Source organism: Paenibacillus sp. 2TAB26 (genome assembly GCF_052115145.1).
Taxonomy (GTDB): Bacteria; Bacillota; Bacilli; order Paenibacillales; family Paenibacillaceae; genus Pristimantibacillus.
Window position 1 is genome coordinate 34,427 of record NZ_JBFRGC010000003.1, and the last position, 25,096, is coordinate 59,522.

The window sequence follows — 25,096 nt, forward strand, 5'->3', positions numbered from 1 at the left end:
AAAGAGGTTCCGTGTTCAAAGGTTTTCTAACCTTTGAGCACGGAACCTCTTGCTTTTTTTACGCTTGTTTAGCCTCGTATATGGAACGGCCTTGCGCCCAAGTCTGTTGAACCTGCATTTGCGAGTCAATCCATACAAGATCAGCCAGTTTGCCGCTTGCAATTGTACCGGTACGGTCGCTGATGCCAAGCTGTTTTGCTGCATTGCCGCTAGCCAACCGACTAATTTCAGAAAGCGATAGGTTGGTATGCTCATGGATAAAGCGTACGGCACTAATCATCGTTAAACAGCTGCCTGCTAGGGCGTTGCCATCTTTTAATCTTGCTTCGCCGTTTTTTACGATGACGGCTAAGCCTCCGAGACTATATTCGCCTTCCGGCATGCCTGCTGCTGCCATCGCATCTGTGATCAGTATAACCTTATCTGAAGGTTTAGCAGCGAGCACCAAACGAATTGCAGCTGGATGCACGTGAATACCATCGGCTATGAGCTCGGCCACAATACGGTCATCGGTCAATACAGCTCCTAGCGTTCCGGGTTCACGGTGATGCAGACCACGCATTGCATTATAGGTATGAACAGCCTGCGTAAGGCCAGCATCAGCAGCAGCGATCACTTCATCATAGACAGCATCCGTATGCCCGCAGGCTGTGACGATCCCTTGYTCAGCAAGCCAAGCGATGGTCTCAATCGCACCGCTTTTCTCAGGAGCCAGTGTAAGCTGACGGAGAAGATCGGGCCACTTGGCATGCCATTGCTGCATCCATTCCAGCTGAGGTGTTTTAATATAAGCTGGGTTTTGAGCGCCTGGCCATGCCTCGCTTATGAACGGGCCCTCCAAATGTACGCCATACAAGGCTGCGTAAGGCATTTCACTCCTGCGGTAATCTGCAACGGCATGCAATACGTCTTCAATTGCTTCCTTAGGAGCAGTCATCGTTGTAGCAAGCATGCCTGTCGTACCTTGTGAGGCATGGAATTTAGTAATGGTGTCAAAGCTTTCACGGCTGGCATCCATAAAATCCGCACCAAATCCACCGTGAACATGCACATCAATAAAACCAGGAAGCAGCCAGCCTCCTTTTCCGTCTATAGACAACTGTGCATCTGAAGCCTCGTTTGCTGCCTCGTTGTCATCTTGGGCAACAATTTTTGCAATTTTCCCATCTTGTACAAAAACACTGCCGTTAACTATCCCATCTTCAAGCACGATATTTACGTTGTGGATGAACCAGTTTGCAGAGTTTAGGGTCATTTAACTTAACATCCTTCCCGCCTCGCGGTCTAGTAGAACAATGACGCGCGCATGAGTTTGCAGCAATGAAGCCGGTACGTTAGTCGTAATTGGACCAGTCAATGCTTCTTTTACAATTTCTGCTTTGTCAGCACCACGAACAGCCAGCACGATCGTATTAGCTTTCAAAATAGAGCCAACACCCATCGTAATTGCATACTCAGGTACTTCATCCATAGAATCGAAGAAACGAGCATTTGCTTCACGCGTTTCCTCTTTTAATTTAACAACGTGAGTGCCGCCAGAAAGATTAACATCAGGCTCATTGAATCCAATATGACCGTTGTGGCCTAGACCAAGCAATTGAATATCTACTGGTCTTGCTTCTAACATTGCATCGTAAGCATTCGATTCCAGCTCAACATCCGAAGCCATGCCATTTGGCAAATGGATTTGGTTCTCGGGAATATCGATGTGCGAGAACAGATGCTGCTTCATGTAGTAGGCATAGCTTTGGTCGTTATCAGGCTTGATTCCGACATATTCATCCAAATTGAACGTTGTCACATCTTTAAAGCTAACGTTGTTTTGTTTATGCATTTCTACTATTTTGTCATAAATTCCGATGGGTGTCGATCCTGTTGCAAGGCCTAGTACTGCATCTGGTTTCTCTTTTACGATACCTACAAATAATTCCGCAGCATAAGCATCTAATTCCTGTTGTGTATCAAATATAATCATTTCCATGTTTAGTCCCCCTATAAGGCTTTTGTTAGTTATATTTTATATGAATTTCGACGGTTTAACAAGATAAAATGATTGTAAAATTCAAATAAATGATTGTAAAAATCATTTATCTACTGAGCTAGCCGTCGCTTCTAACTCATCGGTCAGGCTCATATTTTTAGGATTGGGGTTAGTCTCTTTATAATGCCACATTTATTAGAAGAACTATTCTAGACGCCCGAGCGCATGCATCAGAATGGATGGATCAGCTTATGTGTCAATGTCGTGGAGTTGAGAGCGTGAATCAAAAAAATGTGCTAAACTAGTACATAGTTACTACGCTGAAAAGGTTATGAAGTGTAAAGTGCAAGCAGGCCTAATGGATACATATATGTTCAGCTTATTGATGAGGAAATTCACAAGTTGTATACGCAGGAATAGAAGATAGAGAAGCGAAACGTGAGCGGCGCTGCTATAAAAGGCGTTGGCCGTTTAAGCTTGGGAGGAACAAGCATGTCAGTAGATCAGCAAGCAGCAACTGCAAAGCGTAAAGGAGAACATATACGTATTTGCTTGCAGGAGCAAGTAAACAGCGTTGGCATTGAAACGGGCTTGGGGCGGTACCGCTTTAAGCATAATGCACTGCCTGAGCTTTCCTTCGCTGAAGTAAGCCTAAATACAGATTGGTTCGGCAAAAAGCTTGGAGCCCCACTGCTCGTTAGCTCCATGACTGGAGGAACGGATGAAGCAGGGGCTATTAATCGTCGATTGGCGGTTGTGGCAGAAACGAGGGGCTGGGCGATTGGGCTAGGCTCCATGCGCGCCGCAATAGAAAACGAACAGCTCGCAGCTTCGTTCTCCATACGGAAAGATGCACCTACCGTACCGGTTATTGCTAACATTGGTGCGGTTCAGTTGAATTATGGTTTTGGTGTAGAATCATGCCGCAGGGCTGTAGACATTGCTGAAGCGGATGCGTTAGTCCTGCATCTCAACAGCATGCAAGAGGTGTTTCAACCCGAAGGAGATACCGATTTCCGCAATTTATTGGTTTCGATTGAGCAGGTTTGCAGGTCGCTTAATGTGCCCGTTGGGGTAAAAGAAGTGGGCTGGGGCATTGATGCGGAAACGGCAGCAGCGCTTGTGGGTGCAGGCGTTTCCTTTATTGATGCTGCTGGTGCGGGTGGAACTTCATGGAGTCAGGTCGAGAAGTTTCGCTCCACCGATGATTTAAGAAAGCAAGCTGCTGAAGCATTCGCGGATTGGGGCATACCGACTGCTGAGAGTGTGACGGAAATTCGCGCTGCGCTTCCCGAGGCTAATATTATTGCAAGTGGAGGTTTGCGTACGGGTGTTGATGCTGCGAAAGCAATTGCGCTAGGCGCAAATCTTGCTGGCTTTGGACGCGTATTGCTGCCGCAAGCGGCTAGCAGCAGCAAGGAAATTTCGCAGGAGCAATTGCTGCAGCAATTCGAACGGATTGAGTTTGAAATGCGTACGGCGATGTTTGGCATTGGCGTTGGTACGGTTAGTGAGCTGCGTCAAACAAACCGATTGATCCTAAAATAATAGTTAAATATCATTCGAGGTGAGCCAGAAGCAACAAGCTTCTGGCTCACCTCTTTTGTTTTTGGTGCTAACCCTATTTGATAATGCCTGTACCTTCAATTTTTATATTGGCATTTACGATAAATTTAACGTTAGGGTAGATGGACTGCCACTTCTGCCAAGCCTCCTTACCAGGGTGGGTAGCCCGATAGCGCAGTCCGAAACCTATAGGGTCTACATTTGCTTTTTGGATTTTTTTGAGAAGCGCGAGGCAAGATTCAGCATATTCCTTATTTAAATTTTGCTCAATCGGCTGCCACTGATCTTCATATATGCCTTTTGGCGCTTCCTCAAATACGACCCTGATCTTCACATCAAGCGTGATCGTGTCTTGACCGTTTTGCTTCCCAAGTCGGAAGTTTGAGTGCATATCCGTAATCGCAACGACTAAATCCAAGCCTTCAAACATGCCATGCATCGAAGATTTGGTGAAATCTTCCGCGAGTTGATTGTAAAGCTGCGATTCAGCTGGAGACAACATAAGCTTAACCTTTGTTTTGTCCAGCAGCGCTGTTCGGTTGATGACGAAGCTCTTTTTACCATCCTTTGTAATAACAGGCATCAGCGGATCGAGTCCTTCCTCGGAAGCACGCCTTGCGAAGTCTGATAACGTTTCTACGTAAGTATAGGATGACTCGGTTCCGTCAGCTCCAAAGCTTAAAAAAAGCGTGTTGCCCGGATAACGCTCGGACACAGGCTTTATTTTCAGCAGTGATTCCGCGTCCGGTTTCCCGATAGCAATATCGGCGACACTTTGGATATCTCTTCTCCGCGACATCCATTGCAATATTTCCGTATAGTTTTGGCGGGCAATCTTCTCACCAATGAGAAACACTTTGCAATGCCCGAAATCCAGCTCCTTGTCGACGTAGGATTTCAACATTCGAATGCCTTCTGCGACGGTTTCTGTATCAATGGTCTCGATCTGTGTTTTCGATGCGCCAGGCTCGATCTTTGGAGACGGAACAGCAAGCAGCAGGGAAAGACGAAACGGTTTTTTCTCATTATCTGATGCATCTATGCCAAGAGCGACCACGAAGAATCGTTTGTCGATATCCTTGAACCCGCAGCCGCCAAGCAAACCAAGAGAGAGGATTAACAAAAAGACTCGAAAGGTGATGCTCATACGGCTTTGGACCTCCTTTTGCTAAGCACGAACACCCAAACGACGATTAATATTTCCACGAAAAATCGGACAATGAGCCAATAGGTAGTAATGATCATGTTCATCTTTTCGTTCGTCAGCATGAGATATAGGATGGAGAGCAATGCAAAAATGCCGACGATGACATAGTTGGACATCGGTGTTTTGAGACTATCAAACTCCGGCCTATAGCTTGGAAAACAAGATTTCACAAACTCCATCGCCTGATGCCAGCCGGACATCGTATAAACGAGAGTTAGGTTCAAAAAAACGATTAGAAAAAGAAACAACACACGTTCAATAAAGCCGTATTGCATAAGTAGGGAATCAGCGGTCTGGCTCCATATGTAAATGTATTGGTTTACGCCTTCCGTTCCATGAAAACCAATGGGCACAAAAAATGTAATCAATAAAATAACAGCGCCGGCTATCGGATAGATAAAGCGGAATTTAAAACGGAAATTTGGTGGAAATAGCCGATTGAACAATGAAAGATTAATATAACCGGTAAAAATGAACGTAGAGGCTGCAATGCAGGTCAATGTAGGCATTTCCGTTATGTAGTTGGCTACGACATGAATCGCATCCCAATTAAGCTGATTGCTTCGTACGGCTTTAAACAATATAAAGATGATGATTGGAGCATTTACGATCATGCCGATTTCAACGATGAACATTACTGAGAGGGTTGAACGTGTGGCAGCATAACCGCAGGCAATGACGAGCATGGCTAGAATAATATTCGCATCCGCGTCTGGATTGAAAAAACGATTAATAAGAATGGCGTAGGCAACAACGACGATAGTCGTTGCAAACCACCACATAATTGAAAAAAATAACATAGAAATCGTAACCAGCCACTGCGGAGAATGCAGTTTTAATATCTCAGGCAATCCTTTTCCCGGATAACGAGCCATTGCACTTGTATACATATAGACGAGAATCGTACCAATAACAATCCCGACCACAATAGAAGATACGGCACCGGTATAGCGATATTGAATAAGGATATGAGGGACATACAGCAATAGATTAATGAAACTCACGAGTATAAAGTTGTAATAGAAATAACGGTTCATTTAATCTTCACCTGCCCCACATCGCCTTCTAACGGCCTTAGTTTTCCGAAAATACGCATATATGGCTTGCCAAAGCTTCTTAGGCTGCATAAATAAGTGATATAGATAAACAAACCAACGGCTACTCCAGTGATGCCAAAGAAAATAGAGATTCCGATTAGCGGATACTTTAAAAACCGGACAGCAAATGACAGCGAATTGACGGGAATAACGAAATTCGAAATAGCTACGACTGACGTTACGATAATCATAATGCTGCTTACGAGACCAGCTTGCTGAGCGGCTTGTCCAAGAATAAGTCCTCCAACGGTTGTAGCCGTGGAGCCGATGTACCTGGGCAAGCGAATGCTTGCCTCGATTAGTGTTTCGATCATAAAGAGCATAATAAATACTTCTATGAACGATGGATAAGGAACAGCAGAACGGCTGCCTGCAATGGAGAAAGCAAGCTGCACGCGAAACAGCTCTGGATTATAGGAGACAACGGAAATATAGAGAGCAGGCAAAGTGATTGTGAGCAAAGTTGAAGTGTAACGAAGGAAGATAAGAAAACGAGTCATCCAATAGGAGTCGTAATCATCCTCTACGGCGTGCATGAAATCAAAAAAAGTGGACGGCAAAATAAGAGCGAACATGTTTCCCTTTACGAGAATGATTATTTTCCCTTTGGAAATCGCACTGGTAATGCGGTCAGGACGTTCTGTAATAAGAATAGTTGGAAACAAATGCTTGCGATTGCCGACTAACAGCTTCTCAAGCTCACCAGCGGATTGAAGCATCTCCACGTTAATCGTTGTTAACTTTGTACGTACATTATCAAGTACGGTAGGATCTACACGTCTCTGATCAAATAAGGCGAACACGGGTGTTTGGGACAATGTTCCAATTGTATGCTCTTCTACCGAGAGATCGGGGGAAGGGTACATGCCGCGGATCAGATTGAGTGATATATTTATATTTTCGCTTAATGCGATCTGAGGGCCCTGAATAGCACTTTCCACTTGTGTTTGTGAATTCTCAATACAGATGACACGTTCAGCTTTGAATGAATAGACGACTTCATTTGCTTGAATCAGGACATGCCCGCGCAGAAGAAGACTTTGCCACATAGCGACATCTTCCAGTATTTCATAATCGGGATTTGTATCCAGCTGAGCTTGAAACGAATATTCCTCTTTTATAAAAGGGACGATAATGAAATCGCTTATTTTTTTCTCTTCGCATAACGGTTCGATATAGGCGACTTCGATACTCATTTCGCTATTTTTCAAATTTTCCAATTTGATATCGATGGCTTCTGCAAATAATAAACGAATACGTTCATTCATGCCGGTTCCTCCCTTCAAATGATGCTGAGTTGCAAAAAGATCTGGATAAGCTTCCATAGTTTGCACGTATAATTTGAAAACTATCCTTATTTGATTCGATTTTGCCAGTAAGTTGGAATTCAAGTACAATAAAGTGATCATCATTCGCAAGCAATTCGCATGACCATGATGAAGGAGAGCATTAATATGAAACCATGGTACGAACAGAGCTTCGGCTCCGATTATATGCTTGTCTACAAACATCGCGATTGGGAAAATGCAAATAAAGAAGCTTCCAAAATGATCGCTTGGCTAGAGCTGGCGGAAGGTTCTCATGTACTTGATATAGGCTGTGGAATGGGAAGGCATTCACTCGCTTTAGCAAATCTTGGTTACACCGTTACAGGTATGGATTTATCGACTGCATTGCTTGATGAAGCTCATCGTCATGATGAAGATGGACTTGTTGAATGGGTTAAAGGGGATATGCGGGAGCTGCCGTTTGAGGCGGAGCGTTTTGACGCGACTGTCAATTTATTTACCTCATTTGGCTATTTCACAGCAGAGGAAGACAATGTGAGCGTGCTTCGGCATATTCGGAGAGTGCTGCGTACAGACGGTTGTTTTTTAATCGATTTCCTTAATCCTATTTATGTGGCTCAAACCTTGGTGCCCCGATCGGAACGTATCGATGAGGAGACAGGTCTGCTTATACAAGAGGCAAGATCCATTGCAAATGGTTGGGTGCAGAAGGGCATTTCAATCTTCAATCCGGAAAAAGAAGAGAAGCCAAGACAGTATTTAGAACAGGTAAGGCTGTACAACCTAGACTGGTTCGAAAACAATCTAGATGCTTGCAGTCTTAGAATAGACAAGCTGTACGGCAATTACGATGGTTCGAAATACGATCCAGAGGCTTCTCCGCGAATGATTATGACAGGGAGAGCTAAAAGATGATATTTGAAAACAAGGATTCAAGCAGCATGCCGTCTTCAAATGAACAGGAGTCTTTACATACGGTTTCGTGGCAGGAAGGATGGCTGCAGGTAAAGGTCCCGGTTCCCTTTTCCCTCAAGTGGGTTAATAGCTATCTTATACCCGAAGAACAGGGATATACGCTCATTGATCCGGGACTGCGAACGGACGAAGCCATTCAGGTATGGGATAAAGTCTTGCAGCATCATAACCTGGAGTGGAGCAATGTTACAAGAATCATTTTGACGCATCAGCATCCCGATCATTATGGCCTCGCTGGTTATGTGCAAGAGAGAAGCGGGGCGCCTGTATTTATTTCACGCAGGGCACATGACTATGCGATTAGGCTGTGGGGAGAAAAAAGTGAGTTCGGCGAGCAGCTGCAGGCTCTATATGCGAAGCATGGTATGCCGATTCAGCATAGAGAGGCTATTGCGCAAAATCTTGAAACCTTTGTGAAGATGGTATCCCCTCAACCAGAGGTAACCTATATCGAAGCGGGAGATCAAATCATAATTGGCGGAATGAGCTGGCTTCTAATTGACGCGCCTGGTCATGCAAATGGTCAGCTATGTTTCTATCAGAAAGAACGCAAATGGATGGTATGCGGAGATCAGGTGATGCCTCATATTACCCCGAATGTGAGCATAGTGCCCGGTGAGGATGGCGATCCATTGGAAGCATTTCTGGGCAGCTTGCAGGAGCTTGCTCATTATGAGGTTCAATTGGCTTTTCCAGGACATCGGGATCCTTTTACCGATTTCCATGGCAGGATATTGGAGCTGCAGCAGCATCATATACGGAGGCTAGACAAAATGGTTCGGATGCTCGAAGAAGAGCCCCGCACCGCCTATGGCATGTGCGAGGCTCTATTCGGCAATCGTCTGAACGGGAATGCGCATCAGCTGAGATTTGCAATGTCGGAGACACTTGCGCATTTGGTATATTTGGAGCGTCAAGCTCGAATCTCTTCTACTGAAAAAGATGGCATTTATAATTATTTTGCGATCACCGCTTAACGATCACGGAATTCCTGCGGGGTAATGCCGTATCGATCTTTGAACACCTTTATGAAATAACTCGTTTTCAAATAACCGACTTTAGCTGCTATCTCGTAAATTTTGTCTGTTGTCGTGCGAAGCATATGCGCTGCCGTCTCCATTTTCAATCTGGATAAGTAGTCGCTTATGCCTTCGCCGGTTTCCAGCTTATATATTTTTGACAAGTAGGACGGATTCAGAAATACATGGGAAGCAATCGATTGCAGTGAAGCGTCTTCTAAATGGCTTGAAACATATTCTTGAACCTTCTGAATCGTACTGGAACGAGAATGCTGTACTTTGCTAGTCATATGGCTTCTATAGTTATCAAGTATGCCAGACGTCCAAGTGCGAAGCTGCTTAATCGTATGAAAGTGGGGACCGCTAAGCAGTTGATTGAACTCAGATCCCATAATGTCGGACATCCACAGCTTGTTTTTATGAATGGAGAAACTTAAAGAGCTTGCAATCATGAAATAGGTTTCCAAAATATGCTCATGCGACTCGCCCCATTTAAGCTCCAGCTCCTCAAACGCAAGATTTAGTTTCTCCTCGATCGCGTCCCATTGTCCTGCCTCAAGCAAATGAATAAGCAGCGGCGGATTGTATAAATGAGAGAGGGAGTTCGCTTCTCCTTGCTGTGATTCCTCTGTCAGTGTGAGGAGAAATCCGCGTTCACTGCCAATGCGCTGTCTAAAGTTGATAAGAGAGAAATCATAGGTTTCACGAAGCTCAAGCGGAAATACATCCTGCTTCGTAATGACTAACGATACGGTCCCCTTTAAATACAATTTCACATAATGCTGAAGCTGTGCTGCTTTTTGCTCAATGAGATGCAGCATGGAAGCTTGCTCTTGGCGTTGATTTTCTTTGCCCATAATGAGAAATACAAAGTAGCCATGCTCGTCCTTCGTATGCCATAACCTATATTCCTCTGTAAATATTTCCTCCGCGATGTTGCACACGGCGTATTCAAGCAGCGAGCTGTCACGTTCGCTTTGCTCATAGAAGTAGTCCTCCATCCGCATAAGCATCATACAATATGGTTCTTTTGGATGAAAAGCGAGGTTCAGAATGTCGAGTTTTTCTTTTAATTTTTCGTCGCTGTAGGCCTGTCCCTTCAGAAGTGAGAGCAGAAGATGATTTCGTAAAATAGGGACATTTTCTTTCAAAGAGGTTAGCGCGCTTTGATGCGAGCTGACCTCCTTCCAATGTTCTTCCAGCTGGGAAGCTGCTTTCTGAACGGCTTGCAGCAGCTCTTCATCTTCAGCAGGCTTCAGCAAATAGTCGCTTGCTTGGAACTGAAGTGCTTTTTGGGCATACTCAAAATCATTATAGCCGGACAATAAAATACATTTCACATTGCTCCATGATGCTTTGATTTGCTCGATTAAATCAAGGCCGGAGAGGCCGGGCATATGAATATCTGTAATGACGATATCAATAGGCGTAGCCTGCATAATATCAAGTGCTTCCCGCCCAGAGTGTGCCTGATAGACGGAATCAATGCCAACTGAGCTCCATGGTAAATTACTGGCTAAATCCTCTACGAGATCAGGCTGGTCATCGACAATTAAAAGTTGATACATGGTGAACAGCTCCTATTCATTCATCTAGTTGGCATAGTTTTCATGCGGCCAAGACAGGTACACAGCAACGCCGCCTTCTTCGCGAATTCGGAAGCTGATTGATGCCTCAGAACCAAATTGGAACAGCATCCGCTGCCTAATATTCCACAGCGCGCAGCCGCTCGTATCATCAGGCGGATTGATAATTTTTTTCTCCAGCTTTCGAAGGGCTTCGTCCGTCATCCCCATCCCGTTATCTTCTACAATAATCGTGTGATAGCGATCATTGCTTTCACCGGAAATGGTGATGAGCCCATCACCGTCAAATCGTTCAATCCCGTGCAGCACCGCGTTTTCAACGACAGGCTGCAGGAGCAGACGCGGAATCTGAGCACCAAGCATCGAATCAGGCACCTCGATGCGATAGGACAGGTGCTGGATATGAAATTGTTGAATTTCCAAATAGCTCTCAACAAGCTGCAGCTCTTCCCTCAGCGTTGCGGTCAGCTTCTCGACCCTTGTCGTATAGCGATAATAGGTAGACAAGTGCATGGCAAGCCGCATGACAGATTCCTTTTTATCCAGCCTAGCGAGGCTGCGTATGAGCGCGAAACAATTGTATAAAAAATGCGGATTAATCTGGGATTGCAGCTGCTTTACATTGGCTTCACGCCTGCGAAGCTCCTCCACATAAACCTTCTGAATAAGCTGTTCCGTATTCGCAGCCATATCGTTAAATCTTTGAAATAAATAAGTGAATTCATTTTTGGGGTTTACCGTTATTCTTGCGGAATAGTTGCCTTCCTGCAGCCGTTTCACACTCCGAATAAGCAAACCGATTGGGCGCTGTACATTTCGATAAAGCAAATAACCTGCGAGCAAGCTCATAATGAGCAGCAAACCGACGGAGCCGTAAAATAAATTTTGGCTTTTGACAATAGGTTTCAAAACATTTGCAAGCGGTACGTAGTCAATCAAATACCAATCCAACGTTTTTACATGCGCAGAGGTGACGAGAAAATCATCCCCATTTATCGTCATAATTTGATTGGACGCTTCTGGGACGGTCATTTTTTTGAGCAGCGCTTGAATGCTCTTGGTCATTTCTTTATCGGCCGTTTTATTTTTTATCATGCGCCCATCGGAATGGACAAGAAACGGATCGCCTTTGCCTGCCAGCTTGAACGTATCCAAATCTTTAATGAGATGCTCCTCTGGAAAAGAAATCTCAACGATGATACCGGCTTTCTCTATATCTGTGATTTTGCTTTTTGGCTTGACGATATGGCGTACGAAACGATTTTGCTTTATGTTTTGAATCGTCATTTCCTCATACTTCCAGGTCGGGGTCAATATTTTTTTGATCGATTCGAGATCATACGAGAGATACGTATTTGTTGAGACGAGCTGCTTGCTTGCCGGCGCTGTAATGCTGTATTGCGTATCCCAACGCTGTGCGACATTGAGCAGGCGAAGCCTCTCGAGAATGCGCAGCTTCTCATCGTTTCGCTGGTATGTGCTTTCAATTAAATGTAAATTTTGCAGCTGCTGGATATGGATATCTTCGCTGAGCAGAAAGCCAAGCGTCGAAAGCGTTGTTACGCTTTTATCAACCTCGCTCGCTAGAAATGTAATGTCCTTCTGCTTCAACGATTTCATTTCTTCCGTGATAACTCCGATGCTTGTCCGTATAGAAAGCGTATACAAAATAATGATCGGGATAAGCAAAAGGACGATCAATGTAATCATTTTGGCAAATGTGTTTTCTCTTAAACGCATGCTGGAGTCCTCTCTTTTTATGAAAATAATGATACATAAGTAAACAAAATGGCATGCTTCCAAAGATCGTGGTCTATAGAACAGGAGAGACTGCTGGTAAAATTAATCATACAGGAGAGATGAAAAAACTCAAATCAAATTTTGTTTGGAAAGGGGCAGAACAGTGGAAAGTGCGCTAAACAAACCGCTGCAGCAAGAACCAGAACAAAGACAACAAAAGGATAAAAGAGCGAGAGAACTATTTAGCCGTACTTGGCCCTTGCATCTCATGCTGCTTCCGGCGGCTATTGTTACCTTTATATTTGCTTATGTACCAATGAGCGGGTTAATTATGGCCTTTCAGGATTTTAAACCTTATAACGGCATGTTTCATTCGAAGCTTGTTGGACTGGAGCACTTCCGCTTTATGTTTGAGTATCCAGACAGCAAACAGGTCATTTGGAACACGTTAATCATTTCGGGCTTAAAGATCGTTTTTGGCTTAATCGTGCCGTTCACGTTCGCGATTCTGCTTAATGAGGTTCGAAAAATGCTGTTCAAGCGAGTGGTACAAACTTTGGTGTACTTGCCGCATTTTATATCATGGGTAATTTTAGGTGCGATCCTTACTGACATGCTGGGCAGTAAAGGAATCGTGAATCAGACGCTCAACAGTCTCGGCATAGATTCTGTATTCTGGCTTGGGAACGGGGATTGGTTCCGTTTTACCGTTATCGTAAGCGATATTTGGCAAAACTTCGGTTTTAACACCATCGTGTTTCTTGCGGCACTGGCGGGTGTAAATCCTTCATTGTACGAAGCGGCTGAGGTGGATGGCGCCACGCGCTGGAAGCAGACGCTGCACATCACGGTTCCGTCGATGATTCCAATCGCGGTTGTCGTAGGCACGTTGTCCCTCGGCAATATTTTGAACGGGGGCTTCGATCAAATTTTCAATCTATACAATTCGCTTGTATACGATAAGGGAGACATTATCGATACGTTCGTCTATCGGACAGCGATATTGAATGGTCAATACAGCTTTGGAACAGCTGTTGGTTTGTTTAAATCTCTAATCGGTTTGATCATGATCGTCTTCTCTTACCGAATGGCATACAAATACGCAGGTTATCGAATTTTCTAGGAAAGAGAGGGGCGAGAAAAAGCATGTATCACAAAACAACAGGTTATAAAGCTTTTTCAGTATTTAACTATATTTTGCTTGCGGTCATTTGTATTTCTTGTATTATTCCGCTCGTTCATATTCTAGCTGTAAGCTTAAGCGCCAGCTCACCAGCCAACGCGAATCTGGTCAAGCTATGGCCGATTGGCTTCAACTTTGAAGCCTATTCCAAAACGCTGAATAACGATAATTTTCACAATGCTCTTTTTGTAGGTTTTAAGCGTACGGCGCTCGGCACGCTCGTCGGCATGACTTTGATGATTCTAGCGGGTTATGCATTATCCAAAGATGGACGGACATTTAAGAGCCGTTCGGTCTATACGTGGTATTTTCTCTTTACGATGTTGTTCAGTGGTGGTATTGTTCCTTCGTACATGCTTATTCGCAACTTGGATTTAATGAACTCGATTTGGGCGCTTGTTCTGCCAGGGGCGATCAACGTATTTAATATGGTGCTTCTAATGAACTTTTTTCGGGCAGTACCGAAGGAGCTGGAGGAAGCTTCGCTCATGGATGGAGCGGGACAGTTCCGAACGCTTTGGAGTATATTTTTACCCATTTCAATGCCGGCTTTAGCTACGATTTCATTGTTTACAATGGTAACTCATTGGAATTCATGGTTTGATGGATTGTTATATATTACAGATTATAGAAAATATCCATTAGCAACCTTCTTGCAAACGATTATTGTGCAGCAGGATTTTAATAAAATAAATCCCGATGTCAACGAGCTTAAGCATATCTCGCAGCGTACCGTTAAATCCGCGCAAATCTTCATTGGTACGTTGCCGATATTGCTTGTATACCCCTTTTTACAGCGATATTTCGTGAAAGGCATCATCATGGGGGCTGTCAAAGAATAGTGCAAGAAAAAGGCATCAATAACAAAATTGTGGTCTTTCGGAGCTGTAAAGCGAGCTGTATATTGGTAACAAGCGATATTACAAATATCGTTAATAATAACAAAAATTAACTAACGGGGGTAAAGGCATGAAGAAGTCGCTTTCGGTCTTATTGGTACTATCATTTATGCTCGCAATCGCAGCTTGTTCTGGAACCAACACGAACAAGGGGACTAACAGTCCGGCAGTAACAAACAAAGCGAGCAACGAACCAGCCAAGGTTGAAGAAGGAAGCACTGAAGGCTTTGCGGATGGCAAGTATACGACACCAATTACGTTAACGACAGTTTGGGGTCTTAACCAAAATGGTTCAATCTTCAAAGAAGGCGAGTCCATTGAGGATAATGTTCATACTCGTCTTATCAAAGAAAGACTTGGCATTGACATTAAATACAACTGGGTTGTAACGAATACGAATGATGCTTACAAAACAAAGCTTCGCCTTATGTTGTCATCAGGTGAGGAAATGCCGGATGTTGTCACTTACCGCGGAGATATGGAAACGGTTAATATGTTGATCGACTCCGGTCAATTTATGCCGGTAGGCGATTTGGTCGACAAATACGCGAATGATACTTACAAAGCAGGCCTTGATCTTGATCCAACCATCTGGCTGCCAATTAGCCGGGGCGCTGACAAAATGGCCTTGCCTATTCTAGATTATGCCTACAACGCAGATCATGTTATGTGGATTCGTGAGGATTGGCTGACAAAGCTTAACCTTAAGGCTCCAACAACGCTTGCAGAAATGGAAACGGTTATGGAAGCATTCGTTAAGAATGATCCAGACGGAGACAGCAAAGCGGATACAATTGGTCTTGCAACAGGCTTCAAAAATGGCTTCGCTAACTGGATGACTGATATCGGTTTCGTGTTTGGCGCTTATGGCACAATGCCTGGTCAATGGAATCAAGCAGCGGATGGGTCTTTGGCACATGGTTCGATCAATCCAGCAGCTAAAGATGCATTAACAAAATTAAAAGAATGGTTAGACAAAGGCTACATTTCACAAGATTCAGCACTGCTTGATGAATCAACGGGCTCGGAATTGTTTACTAAAGGCGAAGCGGGAATTATTTTTGGACCAAACTGGCTTCCAGCATGGCCTTTCCCAGATCTTCTGAACAACGTTCCTGGCGCAAAATATAAAGCGTATCCAATTCCTGCTGGTCCAGACGGCAAAATTGGTTCCGCAGGCGGCAACCCGCCAGCAAATGGTTATGTATTCGTAAACAAAAAAGCTAAAAATCCTGAAGCTATTTTGCACTACTATAACTGGTTCTTCGATAATATGGCTAACCCGCAGCCGGGCAGCGAATTCGAGAAGGGCTTCGCAGAAGGTTATGATTATGCAACACTTCCAGACGGCTCTATTACTGCAGATATTGCAAAATACCCAGACCTATTCCCTGGTTTGAAGGATCAAACAGCACCACCGCTCTACTACACGCTCACTTTTGAAGGCGCTCGTATTCCTACTCTTTATGCAGAAACGCATGTTAAGCTTGCTGGCGGCGCAGAGCCGGTAACGCCATACGAGAAACAAGAGTTTAATACACGTCTAAAAGAGAATACAGATGCCATGAAAGTGGTTATGGACCAAAACTCGATCCGCATGAAAAACTACTACATGGGTCCTTTGACGGAAACGATGCAAAGCAAAAACGAGCTTCTGAACAAGCTGCTTAATGAAACGTTCAGCAAAATCGTATATGGGCAACAACCGGTAGATTCGTTCGACACAATGGTTGAAAACTGGAAAAAATCAGGCGGCGAACAAATTACAAAAGAAGTTAACGATTGGTACAACAGCGTAAAATAAGGAGTTATTTTCAGCTGAGGCATCATGTAAAAGTTTAATAGATAGAGAAAACAGTCTGTCACGTTGCAGTTTATCATTTAGCTGTAAGGGGCAGGCTGTTTCCTTGAAAAGACAAGTAAGCGTTATCATTTTATTTCATAATTCGGAAAGGATGTAGGAGAAGCATGAATAAACGGTTTATCTCCATAATATTGGTGTTCATGATGCTCACAAGCAGCTTGCCGGCTGTCAGTGCGGCGACAGCCACAGATGAGAAGGGAACGGCGCATTGGGGCGAGAAAGTGCTGGAAAAATGGATTTCTAAGGGGATGCTTAGCGGATATCCGGATGGGAGCTTGCAGCCTGATCGTCAAGTGACGAGAGCTGAATTTACAAAGCTGGTTCATGCGATTTTTCAGTTTGAAGCTAAAGGCTCGAATACCTTTACAGATGTAGCCGCTGACGCATGGTACAGCAAGCAGGTTGCTGCTGCGTTGGAAGCTGGAGTGATTACCGGTTACCCCGATGGCAGCTTTAAGCCTGACGCACCACTTACGAGGCAGGAGGCTGCGAAAATAACAGCCGAACTGTTTAAGCAGGCTGCGGTAGATGGGAATCAGCTATCTAGCTTTACGGATTATAATCAAGTACAAGCTTATGCAAAAGCACCGTTAGAGCAGCTGCTGGCAGGAGGATACATAACGGGTTATCCGGATCAAACCATTCGGCCGAAAAAACCGATTACTCGTGCAGAGGCCATCACATTGCTTGACCGAATTGCTGGTGAAATCATTAATGCAGCCGGCACCTATGAAAATTTGAAAATAGCCGGAAATGCTGTCGTAAATACAGCGGCAGTAAAGATCAACAAATCTGTTATCGATAAGGATTTGTTCTTAACGCAGGGAATTGGCGAAGGCGATGTCTTTTTAACGGATGTGGATGTGAAAGGAACGGTCTACATCAATGGGGGCGGAATCAACAGCATTCATTTTATAAATTCGAAGCTGAATAAGCTTATTGTGAATAAGCCTTATGGAAAAGTACACGTTGTACTCACAGGCTCTTCGCAGGTGCAGCAGCTAAATGTGGAAACGGGATCTGATATACAAATTGATGCTGGAGCAAGCAGTCAATTACTTACGATTTCGGATACAGCTGAAGGAACGGCAATTCAGGTAAATGGTACTGTAAATCAAATGGTTAATACAGGTTCAAGCACGACATTAAATGGCAATAGCTTAGGCAAAAGCAGTGATGTCTTTGTTCAAAACGGAATTGTAAAAACAGGACAACCGACTGGCTCAGGTCAAAGCGGTGGTGGCGGTCAAACGACTCCGCAACCAACTCCAACAGCAGCACCGACAAACTCACCGACACCTTCGCCTACGACAGAACCGACGGCGACACCAACAACAGCACCTGTGGATGAATGGGAGCTTGTTTGGAATGATGAATTTGATGGAAGTGGCGACAACGTTGATACAAACGGCGTTAACCTCGACAAATGGGCTTATCAGTTAGGCACGGGCTCTCAATATGGCCTTGATGGCTGGGGGAACAATGAAGAACAGTATTATCGCTCCGAAAACATTAAGGTAGCGGACGGGAAATTATCGATCACCGCTGACGATGATGGTTTTGGCGGCAAGAAATATACATCAGGCAGACTATATACAGAGCCTACCTTTAATAAAACGTATGGAAAATTTGAAGCTCGCATGAAGCTGCCGGTAGGCAATGGCATTTGGCCTGCCTTCTGGATGATGCCGAAGGATAGCGAGTATGGGGTTTGGGCTTCATCTGGAGAACTCGATATTATGGAAGCGCGCGGCCGCTTACCGGATAAAGTCGGCGGAGCCATTCATTACGGTAAAAACTGGCCGGCAAACAAGTCAAAAAGTGCAGATTACATTTTTGGAGAAGAAACGGATATTACCGACTATCACACTTACGGTGTAGAGTGGGAGCCTGGTGAAATACGCTGGTATGTTGACGGACAATTATTCCAGAAGCTTAATAATTGGGATAGCTGGGGAGCAGATCAACCTGCAAAATATGCGTTTCCCGCTCCGTTTGATAAGCCGTTTTACATGATTTTGAACTTGGCCGTTGGCGGTAATTTTGACGGAGGGATAACACCTGACCCATCGCTGCTGCCAGTGAAAATGGAAGTCGACTATGTTCGTGTCTATGAACTAACTGGCAGGCCGTATAAGACGCCTGTAGAGCCTAGCGTCGACTCAGAGCCATATCCAGATCAATATAAAGAACCGATTGCAGGTAATTTTATTCATGATAATAGCTACAGCAAGCCGTTCACAACCATTGCTGAGGCGAATCAAGCTTTAGATACGAATTATTGGAATTTTGTACATGTAAGCACATTCCAAGGTAACGGCTCGATTTCTGTTGAAGCCTTAAATGGTGTGAATTTTGCCAAGGCAGATATTACGAGCAGCGGGAATGCCATACATGCGGTTCAACTCATTCAGAATGTAACGCTTGGTAAAGGCAGATGGTATAAGCTCACTTTTGACGCCAAATCGAATGCAAATCGAAATGCGACCGTCAAATTTGGCGGCGGAGAAACACGCGGCTGGACGACGTACTCCGATATTATGGATGTAAAGCTGACAAATAATATCCAATCCTATGAAATGGTATTCCAAATGGGTGCCGAGACGGATACGCTGGCTAGACTCGAATTCAACCTTGGACTAAGCACGAATCCGGTCTGGATCGGAAATGTGAAGGTTGAAGAAACAGCCTCCCCAGATCCGTTTCATGATAACGACCCTAAAGAGCCGTTGAACGGCAATCATGTGTATAACGGCAGCTTCGACCTAGGTCGAATCGATCGTCTGACTTATTGGAATTTCAATAAGGCTGGAGGCAACGCTGCAGCATCGGTGAATGCTGAAACTAGAGAACTTAAAATATCTAATCTTGATGGCGAAACAGAGCCGAAGTCGATTTCGCTTACGCAGTCGGGTATCAATCTACTGAAAGAAAACGATTATAAGGTAACATTTAAGGCTAGAGCAGCTACTGCACGCACCATTCAGATTGGTGTGTACAAATCAGATGGTACGGCCTATGCCGCTCCAGAGACGATCTCGCTTGCCTCCGAGATGAAGGAGTATACATTTCAGTTTGCGATGGAGCAGTCCAACGATAGTAATGGACAGTTGGTATTTTTATTAGGCGGCCATCAGGCTGACATTTATTTAGACGATATTAAGTTGATTCGATTGACTAACAACAACACGGGCGAATTGGTGCTGGCAGATCAATTTCCAGTGAAAAATGGCGACTTCTCGAGTGGCAAGGTGAGTTGGAGCGAGCATGTGCAGGGACGTTATGACGGATGGGGCTCAAGCGCGGACTTTAACGCTCAGAATGAAGAGATGAAGATTGCGATTGCGAGCGAAGGTGTTAATCCTTGGGACGTCATGCTGATGCAAAATAATATTAATCTATTTAAAGGCAAAACGTATACGGTGACGTTAGATGCAAGTTCATCCAAAAACCGTGAAATGGAAATTGTTATTGAAGTAGGCAGCACGCGTTATTTGTCCAAAAAGGTGCAATTGACGCAGACGAAACAAACGTTCACCTACGAGCTGCTTGTTCAGAGCGACATTACGCCGACGTTTAAGCTGCTGCTAGGTAAACTGGACGGTGCAGCTGTAATTGGCGAGCATGATGTATTTGTTGACAACATACATGTGGAGCAGCAGGATGCACGAAGTAAAGCCTTCTTGATCAAAAATGGATATTTTGATGCAGGAATGCAGGATTGGAGCACACATATTCAGGGCATTTATGATGGCCCCTCTAGAGCAGCCATTACTGATGATAATGGTGCGGTGAAAGTCGCGATAGCAAACGCTGGCTTGAATGCGTGGGATATTGTTTTGCAGCAGGGCTCATTGGCACTTGTTAAAGGCAAAACGTATGTCGTTACCTTTTTGGCCAGAGCAACATCGCCTCGAACCATTGAAGCGGTTGTTGAGAACAGCGCTTATAATCGATTCTTAAATGAAAAAGTGCAGCTCAATACGGTTACTAAAATGTACAGCTACGAGTTCACTATGGCAAAGGATGACAACGCAACCTTTAAACTGCTTTTTGGAGTGCAGCCTGATGCTCCTTCTGCGGCACATGACATCTTTATCGATAATGTGCATCTTGAACTGAAAGGAGCTAAGGAAGCAGCAGGCGAGAAGGCTCGCAGCTCAAATGATATTATGCTGCTGCTTCCTCCAGTGGTTTCAAAAGATGTATCCGATAATGAATTGGGTCAAAATATCGACATTACTTTTAATGATAATGTGGCTTGGAGAAATGCGATAACCGATGTATTCGTCGATGAATCGAAGCTTCCTAAAGAAGCATATCAGCTTGCCTCAGGAAAGCTAACAATCGATAAGACCCAATTCAGTGCAGTTAAATCATACACGATCACGATTAGGTCAACTGGTTATGAGCTTGCTCAAGTGATCCAAAGTATGCAAGAGAAAAACATATGGAGTCTCGTATGGAATGATGAGTTTGACAGCGTAGGAGATAATCTGGATACAAACGGTGTCGATCTTGACAAGTGGGCGTATCAGCTTGGCAACGGCAGTGAGTATGGCATAGGCGACTGGGGCAATAACGAGCTGCAGTTTTATAAGAAAGAAAATATAAAGATCGAGAATGGCCAAATGATTATCGAAGCCAAAAAAGAAAATTTTGGCGGTAAACAATATACGTCAGGCCGGCTTTGGACCAGTCCAACCTTCAGCAAAGCTTATGGTAAATTCGAAGCGCGGATTAAGCTCCCTGCGGGTCAAGGCTTATGGCCGGCGTTTTGGATGATGCCGAAGGACAGTGAATACGGAGGATGGGCTTCCTCAGGTGAAATTGACATTATGGAAGCTAGAGGACGAGTGCCAGGTGAAGTTGATGGTACCATTCATTTTGGCAAAAATGCTCCTAATAACAAAATTACCGGTGCGCAGTATGAATTTCCGCAAGGTGAGGACATCACGGGTTACCATACTTATTCTTTAGAGTGGGAACCAGGTGAGCTGCGCTGGTATGTGGATGGAAATTTGTTTCAAACGCTTAATGATTGGAATAGCTGGGGAGCAGATCAACCCGAAAAATATGCTTTTCCAGCACCATTTGATAAGGAGTTTTACATTATTCTCAATCTAGCTGTAGGTGGCAATTATGACGGCGGGTTGAAGCCTGATCCTTCCTTGTTGTCAGCTCAGATGGAGATTGACTATGTGCGTGCTTATGAGCTTACTGGCAGACCTTACAAGGTGCCTGTTGAACCGATGCTTGTAAAGGATTCGTTCCCGCAGAATGGGAAAGCGGCTGTAGATGGCAATTTTATTTATGATCCTGCCTATACTCATGGCGTTAAGAACATCACAGTAGAAAATCCGGTAATAGATATGAATTACTGGAATTTCCTTCATGGCGCTGAATTTGGCGGAGCGGGTGAGGTTTCGGTTGATCAGATTGACGGGTCACCATTTGCCAAAGTAGACATTTCGAATGGCGGGAATGTGCCATATTCCTTGCAGCTTGTCCAGTATGTGACGCTTGTTAAAGGCCAGGCCTACAAAATTAGCTTTGATGCAAAGGCATCAGCGCCGCGCAGCATGAGCTTGAAGTTTGGCGGCGATGCGAACAGCGGCTGGGGAATTTATTCTGACAACTTTGAAGCATCCTTGAAGAATCAGGTCGGTCATTATGAGTATCGCTTCCTCATGACTGACAAAACAAATGTTGCTGCAAGGTTGGAATTCAATTTAGGTCAAAACGTAAATGATGTGTGGATCGGAAATGTTCATTTAGAGGAAATAAATGAGTTAATTGAACCAAGTGCTGCAAAAGCTCCACTGAATAACGGCAATCACATTTACAATGGAGGTTTTGATCTAGGGACGATGGATCGTCTGCTCTATTGGAACACAAAAATAACGGATTCGGCTGTTGCTGACATCAGTGTAGATCCATTATTGCGCAGGTTAAACGTTAATATTTCTGATGGTGGTACTAATGCTTCGTCTATAAAAATAACCCAACAGGGCATTAATCTGCTGCAAAAGGATTCGTATGAGCTGACCTTTGATGCAGAAGCTTCGGCCGCTCGGACCATTACCGTACAGCTTAAGAGCAAGGACGGATCAACGATTTATTCAGGTCCACACGCGATTCAGCTAGATACATCGAATAGTTCGCATAAGCTCTCATTTACGATGCCTCCTAACGTAACAGACGAGGAAGCGCAGCTTGAATTTTTGYTAGGCGGCAGCAACGCTGGGGTTCAGCTGGATAACATTGAGCTTATTCGCACAACAAATTTGAATGTTGATTTTACAGGCGTCGATTTGTTTCCGCTTAAGAATGGAGATTTCTCCAATGGGCTAAGCGGCTGGGAGCCGTTTACGCAAGGAGGTACAGCAGCATTCACGGAATCGAATGGAGCTGCAAAAATAGCGGTAACAAACGTAGGAGGGGAAGCCTGGAACGTGATGTTTAACCAGTCGAACCTTAAGCTTTCCAAGGGGATGACGTATGTGCTCTCTTTTGATGCGAGTTCGACGGTAGCACGCGACATCGAAGCGGCTCTTGAAAATGCTGGTTATACAAGGCGTTTTTATACGGGACCTTTGATGCTGACACCTTCGATGCAGCATTTTGAATTTACATTTAAGATGATGACCGATGATAATGTTGCGCTTAAGTTTTTACTTGGCAAAACTCCAAAAAGTGCAGCTGCACCGCATGACATTTTCTTTGATAATGTTGTGCTGGAGGTGAAGGATGCGCCAATGCTGCGCCCGCCAACCTTAATACCAGATAAAACGGATAACCTAGTAGGGAATGCGGTAGAAATCCGTTTTGTAGATAACGAAGCCTGGAGAACGGCGATTAGCGCAATTGAAGTGAATGGAGCTGTACTTGCTGGTGCAAAGTATACGCTTCAGCCTGGCAGCATCATGATTGATCAATCTGTTTTTGCAAGCGATCAATTATATACGATTAATGTCAAATCGACGAGCTTTGCGGATACATGTGTTAATCAATTAATGCTTGCAGCAGATGGAAACCTTGTACTAAACGGTGGAATGACGAATGGGTCAGCTAACTGGGTGCATTGGTTTGGTGATGGAGGAGATTCGAAATATACACCTAAAGATGGTGTTGCCCAAATTGACATCTATTACCATGGGGGCATGCACCCAGAATGGAATGTTCCTGTCGGCTGGTCTACTCAGTTTAACCAAAGCAGTATCAAGCTAGAGGCAGGCAAATCCTACGAGCTTTCCTTTAACGCATGGTCAACGGTTAATCGTCCGATTGCAGTGGAGCTGGGTGGATATAACAACACTGAAAGCGTACATTTTAATCTGACTGGTGATTCAGCTGCTGTTTATAAGAAAAGTTTGCGGCCAAATAGCAACGTGGATATGACTCTTAAGTTTTTGCTTGGCAACGTCGTAAATGGTGCTTTTGTTACGCCTGATGGTGAGCATACGATTTACATTGATAATGTCGCTATTCGTGAAGTGGCAGCACCACCGGTATTAGTGGCCGATTCGACTGAAAACAAAGTCGGACAGACAATTGAGCTGACATTTGCAGACTCCCCTGCTTGGCGTGCCGCAATTACGCAGCTTACGATTGACGGTGCAGCTGTACAGAGCATCAGCTACACGGTTGAGGCAGGAAAAATCATGCTTAATGCAGATTTATTTACAAGTGTCAAAACGTATCTCATCACCATTGCCGCAGCTGGATACGGCATCAGCAAGGTGCAGCAGCAGGTGAAGACGGCTGCCGCAAACATTGCTCTTCATAAAGCTGCTACTGCATCGTCAGGCAATCAACCAGTAGCTAACGCTGTAGATGGAGCGGGCAGTACCAGATGGGAGTCGGAGTCAACAGATCCTCAGTGGCTTTCTATTGATTTAGGCGCAGTCTATAAGCTGGAAAGTGCTGTCCTGAGCTGGGAGGGAGCATATGGAAAAGCTTATAAGCTGCAAGTATCCTCGGCAGCAGCGCCAGGAGAAAGCGACTGGACGGATGTATTCACAGAAGCCGCAGGCAATGGCGGGCTCGACAACATTACATTAAACGGCGAAGAAGCAAGGCATATTCGAATGGTTGGATCTGCTAGGGGCACCAATTACGGTTATTCCCTGTGGGAGTTTGAAGTGTATGGCACATGGGTAAGCGGCGGCGAAGGAGGAGGAAACGGAGGCAATCCGGATCCTGGAACCACTCCGAATCCAGTGCTAGTGAACTTAGCGCTTAACAAGCAAGCTGTTGCATCAAGCTTTAATGCCGTTTTTCCTGCTCATTTGCTAACAGATGGCGATAAGGTTACAAGATGGGAAGCAAAATGGAGTGACAATAATACAGCTCCGTATCATGCAGAATGGTTCTATATTGATTTGGAAAAAGTTCAGTCCATTAATAAAATCATTTTGACTTGGGAAGCTGCTTATGGAAAAGCGATCGATATTCAAGTTGCTGCAGCAGGAAGCGACTTATCGGCAGCAAGCACAGATTGGAAGCCGGTACATTCCTTGAACAGAGAATTGAGAGCGGAAGACTTTGTTGAAACGATCACCCTTGCAAGCAGTGCGGAGGCTAGGTATGTTCGTATTTTAGTGACAGAAAAAGGTCTTCCTCCATATGGTCCATCACTTTTTGAGATTGAGGTTTATGAATAACTGTTTTATTTAGAGTGATAAAGA

Annotated in this window: 14 protein-coding genes; 7 read left to right on the plus strand and 7 right to left on the minus strand. The window is 44.5% G+C overall.

The features are described from left to right. Nucleotides 1-58: 58 nt before the first annotated feature. Together nagA and nagB are read right to left on the minus strand one after the other, a co-directional pair. Nucleotides 59-1,255, minus strand: coding sequence for an N-acetylglucosamine-6-phosphate deacetylase (nagA, locus tag AB4Z50_RS03250; RefSeq protein WP_441875655.1), 1,197 nt, complete (start codon nt 1,253-1,255; stop codon nt 59-61). Beyond that, nucleotides 1,256-1,981, minus strand: a complete 726-nt coding sequence (nagB, locus tag AB4Z50_RS03255; RefSeq protein ID WP_441875658.1) for a glucosamine-6-phosphate deaminase — start codon at nt 1,979-1,981, stop codon at nt 1,256-1,258. A 492-nt stretch (nt 1,982-2,473) separates the two neighbouring features. On the opposite strand from nagB, the gene fni reads away from it, so the two are divergent. Further along, nucleotides 2,474-3,529, plus strand: a complete 1,056-nt coding sequence (fni, locus tag AB4Z50_RS03260; protein WP_441875661.1) for a type 2 isopentenyl-diphosphate Delta-isomerase — start codon at nt 2,474-2,476, stop codon at nt 3,527-3,529. Between the two features lie 73 nt (nt 3,530-3,602). Here fni and AB4Z50_RS03265 read toward each other — a convergent pair whose 3' ends face one another. Genes AB4Z50_RS03265 through AB4Z50_RS03275 form a run of 3 tightly spaced genes read right to left on the minus strand, consistent with a single transcriptional unit; the run spans nt 3,603 to nt 7,119 of the window. Further along, entirely contained in the window at nt 3,603-4,694 is a 1,092-nt protein-coding gene (locus AB4Z50_RS03265) for a Ger(x)C family spore germination protein (protein ID WP_441875664.1), read from the minus strand. After that, nucleotides 4,691-5,791 carry a GerAB/ArcD/ProY family transporter gene (locus AB4Z50_RS03270; RefSeq protein WP_441875667.1) on the minus strand — a complete coding sequence of 367 codons (1,101 nt, stop codon included), beginning with the start codon at nt 5,789-5,791 and terminating at the stop codon, nt 4,691-4,693. The genes AB4Z50_RS03265 and AB4Z50_RS03270 overlap by 4 nt, the downstream gene beginning before the upstream one ends. Further along, a complete protein-coding gene (locus AB4Z50_RS03275) occupies nt 5,788-7,119 on the minus strand; it encodes a spore germination protein (RefSeq protein ID WP_441875670.1) in 1,332 nt (443 codons plus the stop codon). The genes AB4Z50_RS03270 and AB4Z50_RS03275 overlap by 4 nt, the downstream gene beginning before the upstream one ends. A gap of 186 nt (nt 7,120-7,305) precedes the next feature. Between AB4Z50_RS03275 and AB4Z50_RS03280 the strand changes: the two genes are divergently transcribed. Then, entirely contained in the window at nt 7,306-8,055 is a 750-nt protein-coding gene (locus tag AB4Z50_RS03280) for a class I SAM-dependent methyltransferase (RefSeq protein WP_441875673.1), read from the plus strand. Continuing rightward, complete coding sequence (locus AB4Z50_RS03285; RefSeq protein WP_441875676.1) at nt 8,052-9,092, plus strand: MBL fold metallo-hydrolase; 1,041 nt, start codon at nt 8,052-8,054, stop codon at nt 9,090-9,092. Before AB4Z50_RS03280 ends, AB4Z50_RS03285 begins: the two co-directional genes overlap by 4 nt. Here the strand turns inward: AB4Z50_RS03285 and AB4Z50_RS03290 are convergent. Further along, nucleotides 9,089-10,702: a response regulator transcription factor gene (locus AB4Z50_RS03290; protein ID WP_441875679.1), complete on the minus strand. Its 1,614-nt coding sequence runs from the start codon at nt 10,700-10,702 to the stop codon at nt 9,089-9,091. The two genes, AB4Z50_RS03285 and AB4Z50_RS03290, sit on opposite strands and share 4 nt — an antisense overlap. Nucleotides 10,703-10,726: 24 nt before the next feature. Then, on the minus strand, nt 10,727-12,460 hold the full coding sequence (locus AB4Z50_RS03295) for a sensor histidine kinase (protein ID WP_441875682.1): 1,734 nt from the start codon (nt 12,458-12,460) through the stop codon (nt 10,727-10,729). A 268-nt stretch (nt 12,461-12,728) separates the two neighbouring features. On the opposite strand from AB4Z50_RS03295, the gene AB4Z50_RS03300 reads away from it, so the two are divergent. The 4 genes from AB4Z50_RS03300 to AB4Z50_RS03315 all read left to right on the plus strand — a co-directional run bounded on the left by AB4Z50_RS03300 (nt 12,729) and on the right by AB4Z50_RS03315 (nt 25,072). Then, a complete protein-coding gene (locus AB4Z50_RS03300) occupies nt 12,729-13,583 on the plus strand; it encodes an ABC transporter permease (RefSeq protein WP_076268055.1) in 855 nt (284 codons plus the stop codon). A 23-nt stretch (nt 13,584-13,606) separates the two neighbouring features. After that, nucleotides 13,607-14,485, plus strand: a complete 879-nt coding sequence (locus tag AB4Z50_RS03305) for a carbohydrate ABC transporter permease (protein ID WP_441875685.1) — start codon at nt 13,607-13,609, stop codon at nt 14,483-14,485. Nucleotides 14,486-14,612: 127 nt separating this feature from the next. Continuing rightward, on the plus strand, nt 14,613-16,346 hold the full coding sequence (locus AB4Z50_RS03310) for an extracellular solute-binding protein (RefSeq protein WP_441875688.1): 1,734 nt from the start codon (nt 14,613-14,615) through the stop codon (nt 16,344-16,346). A 164-nt stretch (nt 16,347-16,510) separates the two neighbouring features. Then, complete coding sequence (locus AB4Z50_RS03315) at nt 16,511-25,072, plus strand: carbohydrate binding domain-containing protein (RefSeq protein ID WP_441875691.1); 8,562 nt, start codon at nt 16,511-16,513, stop codon at nt 25,070-25,072. The last annotated feature ends 24 nt before the right edge of the window (nt 25,073-25,096 follow it).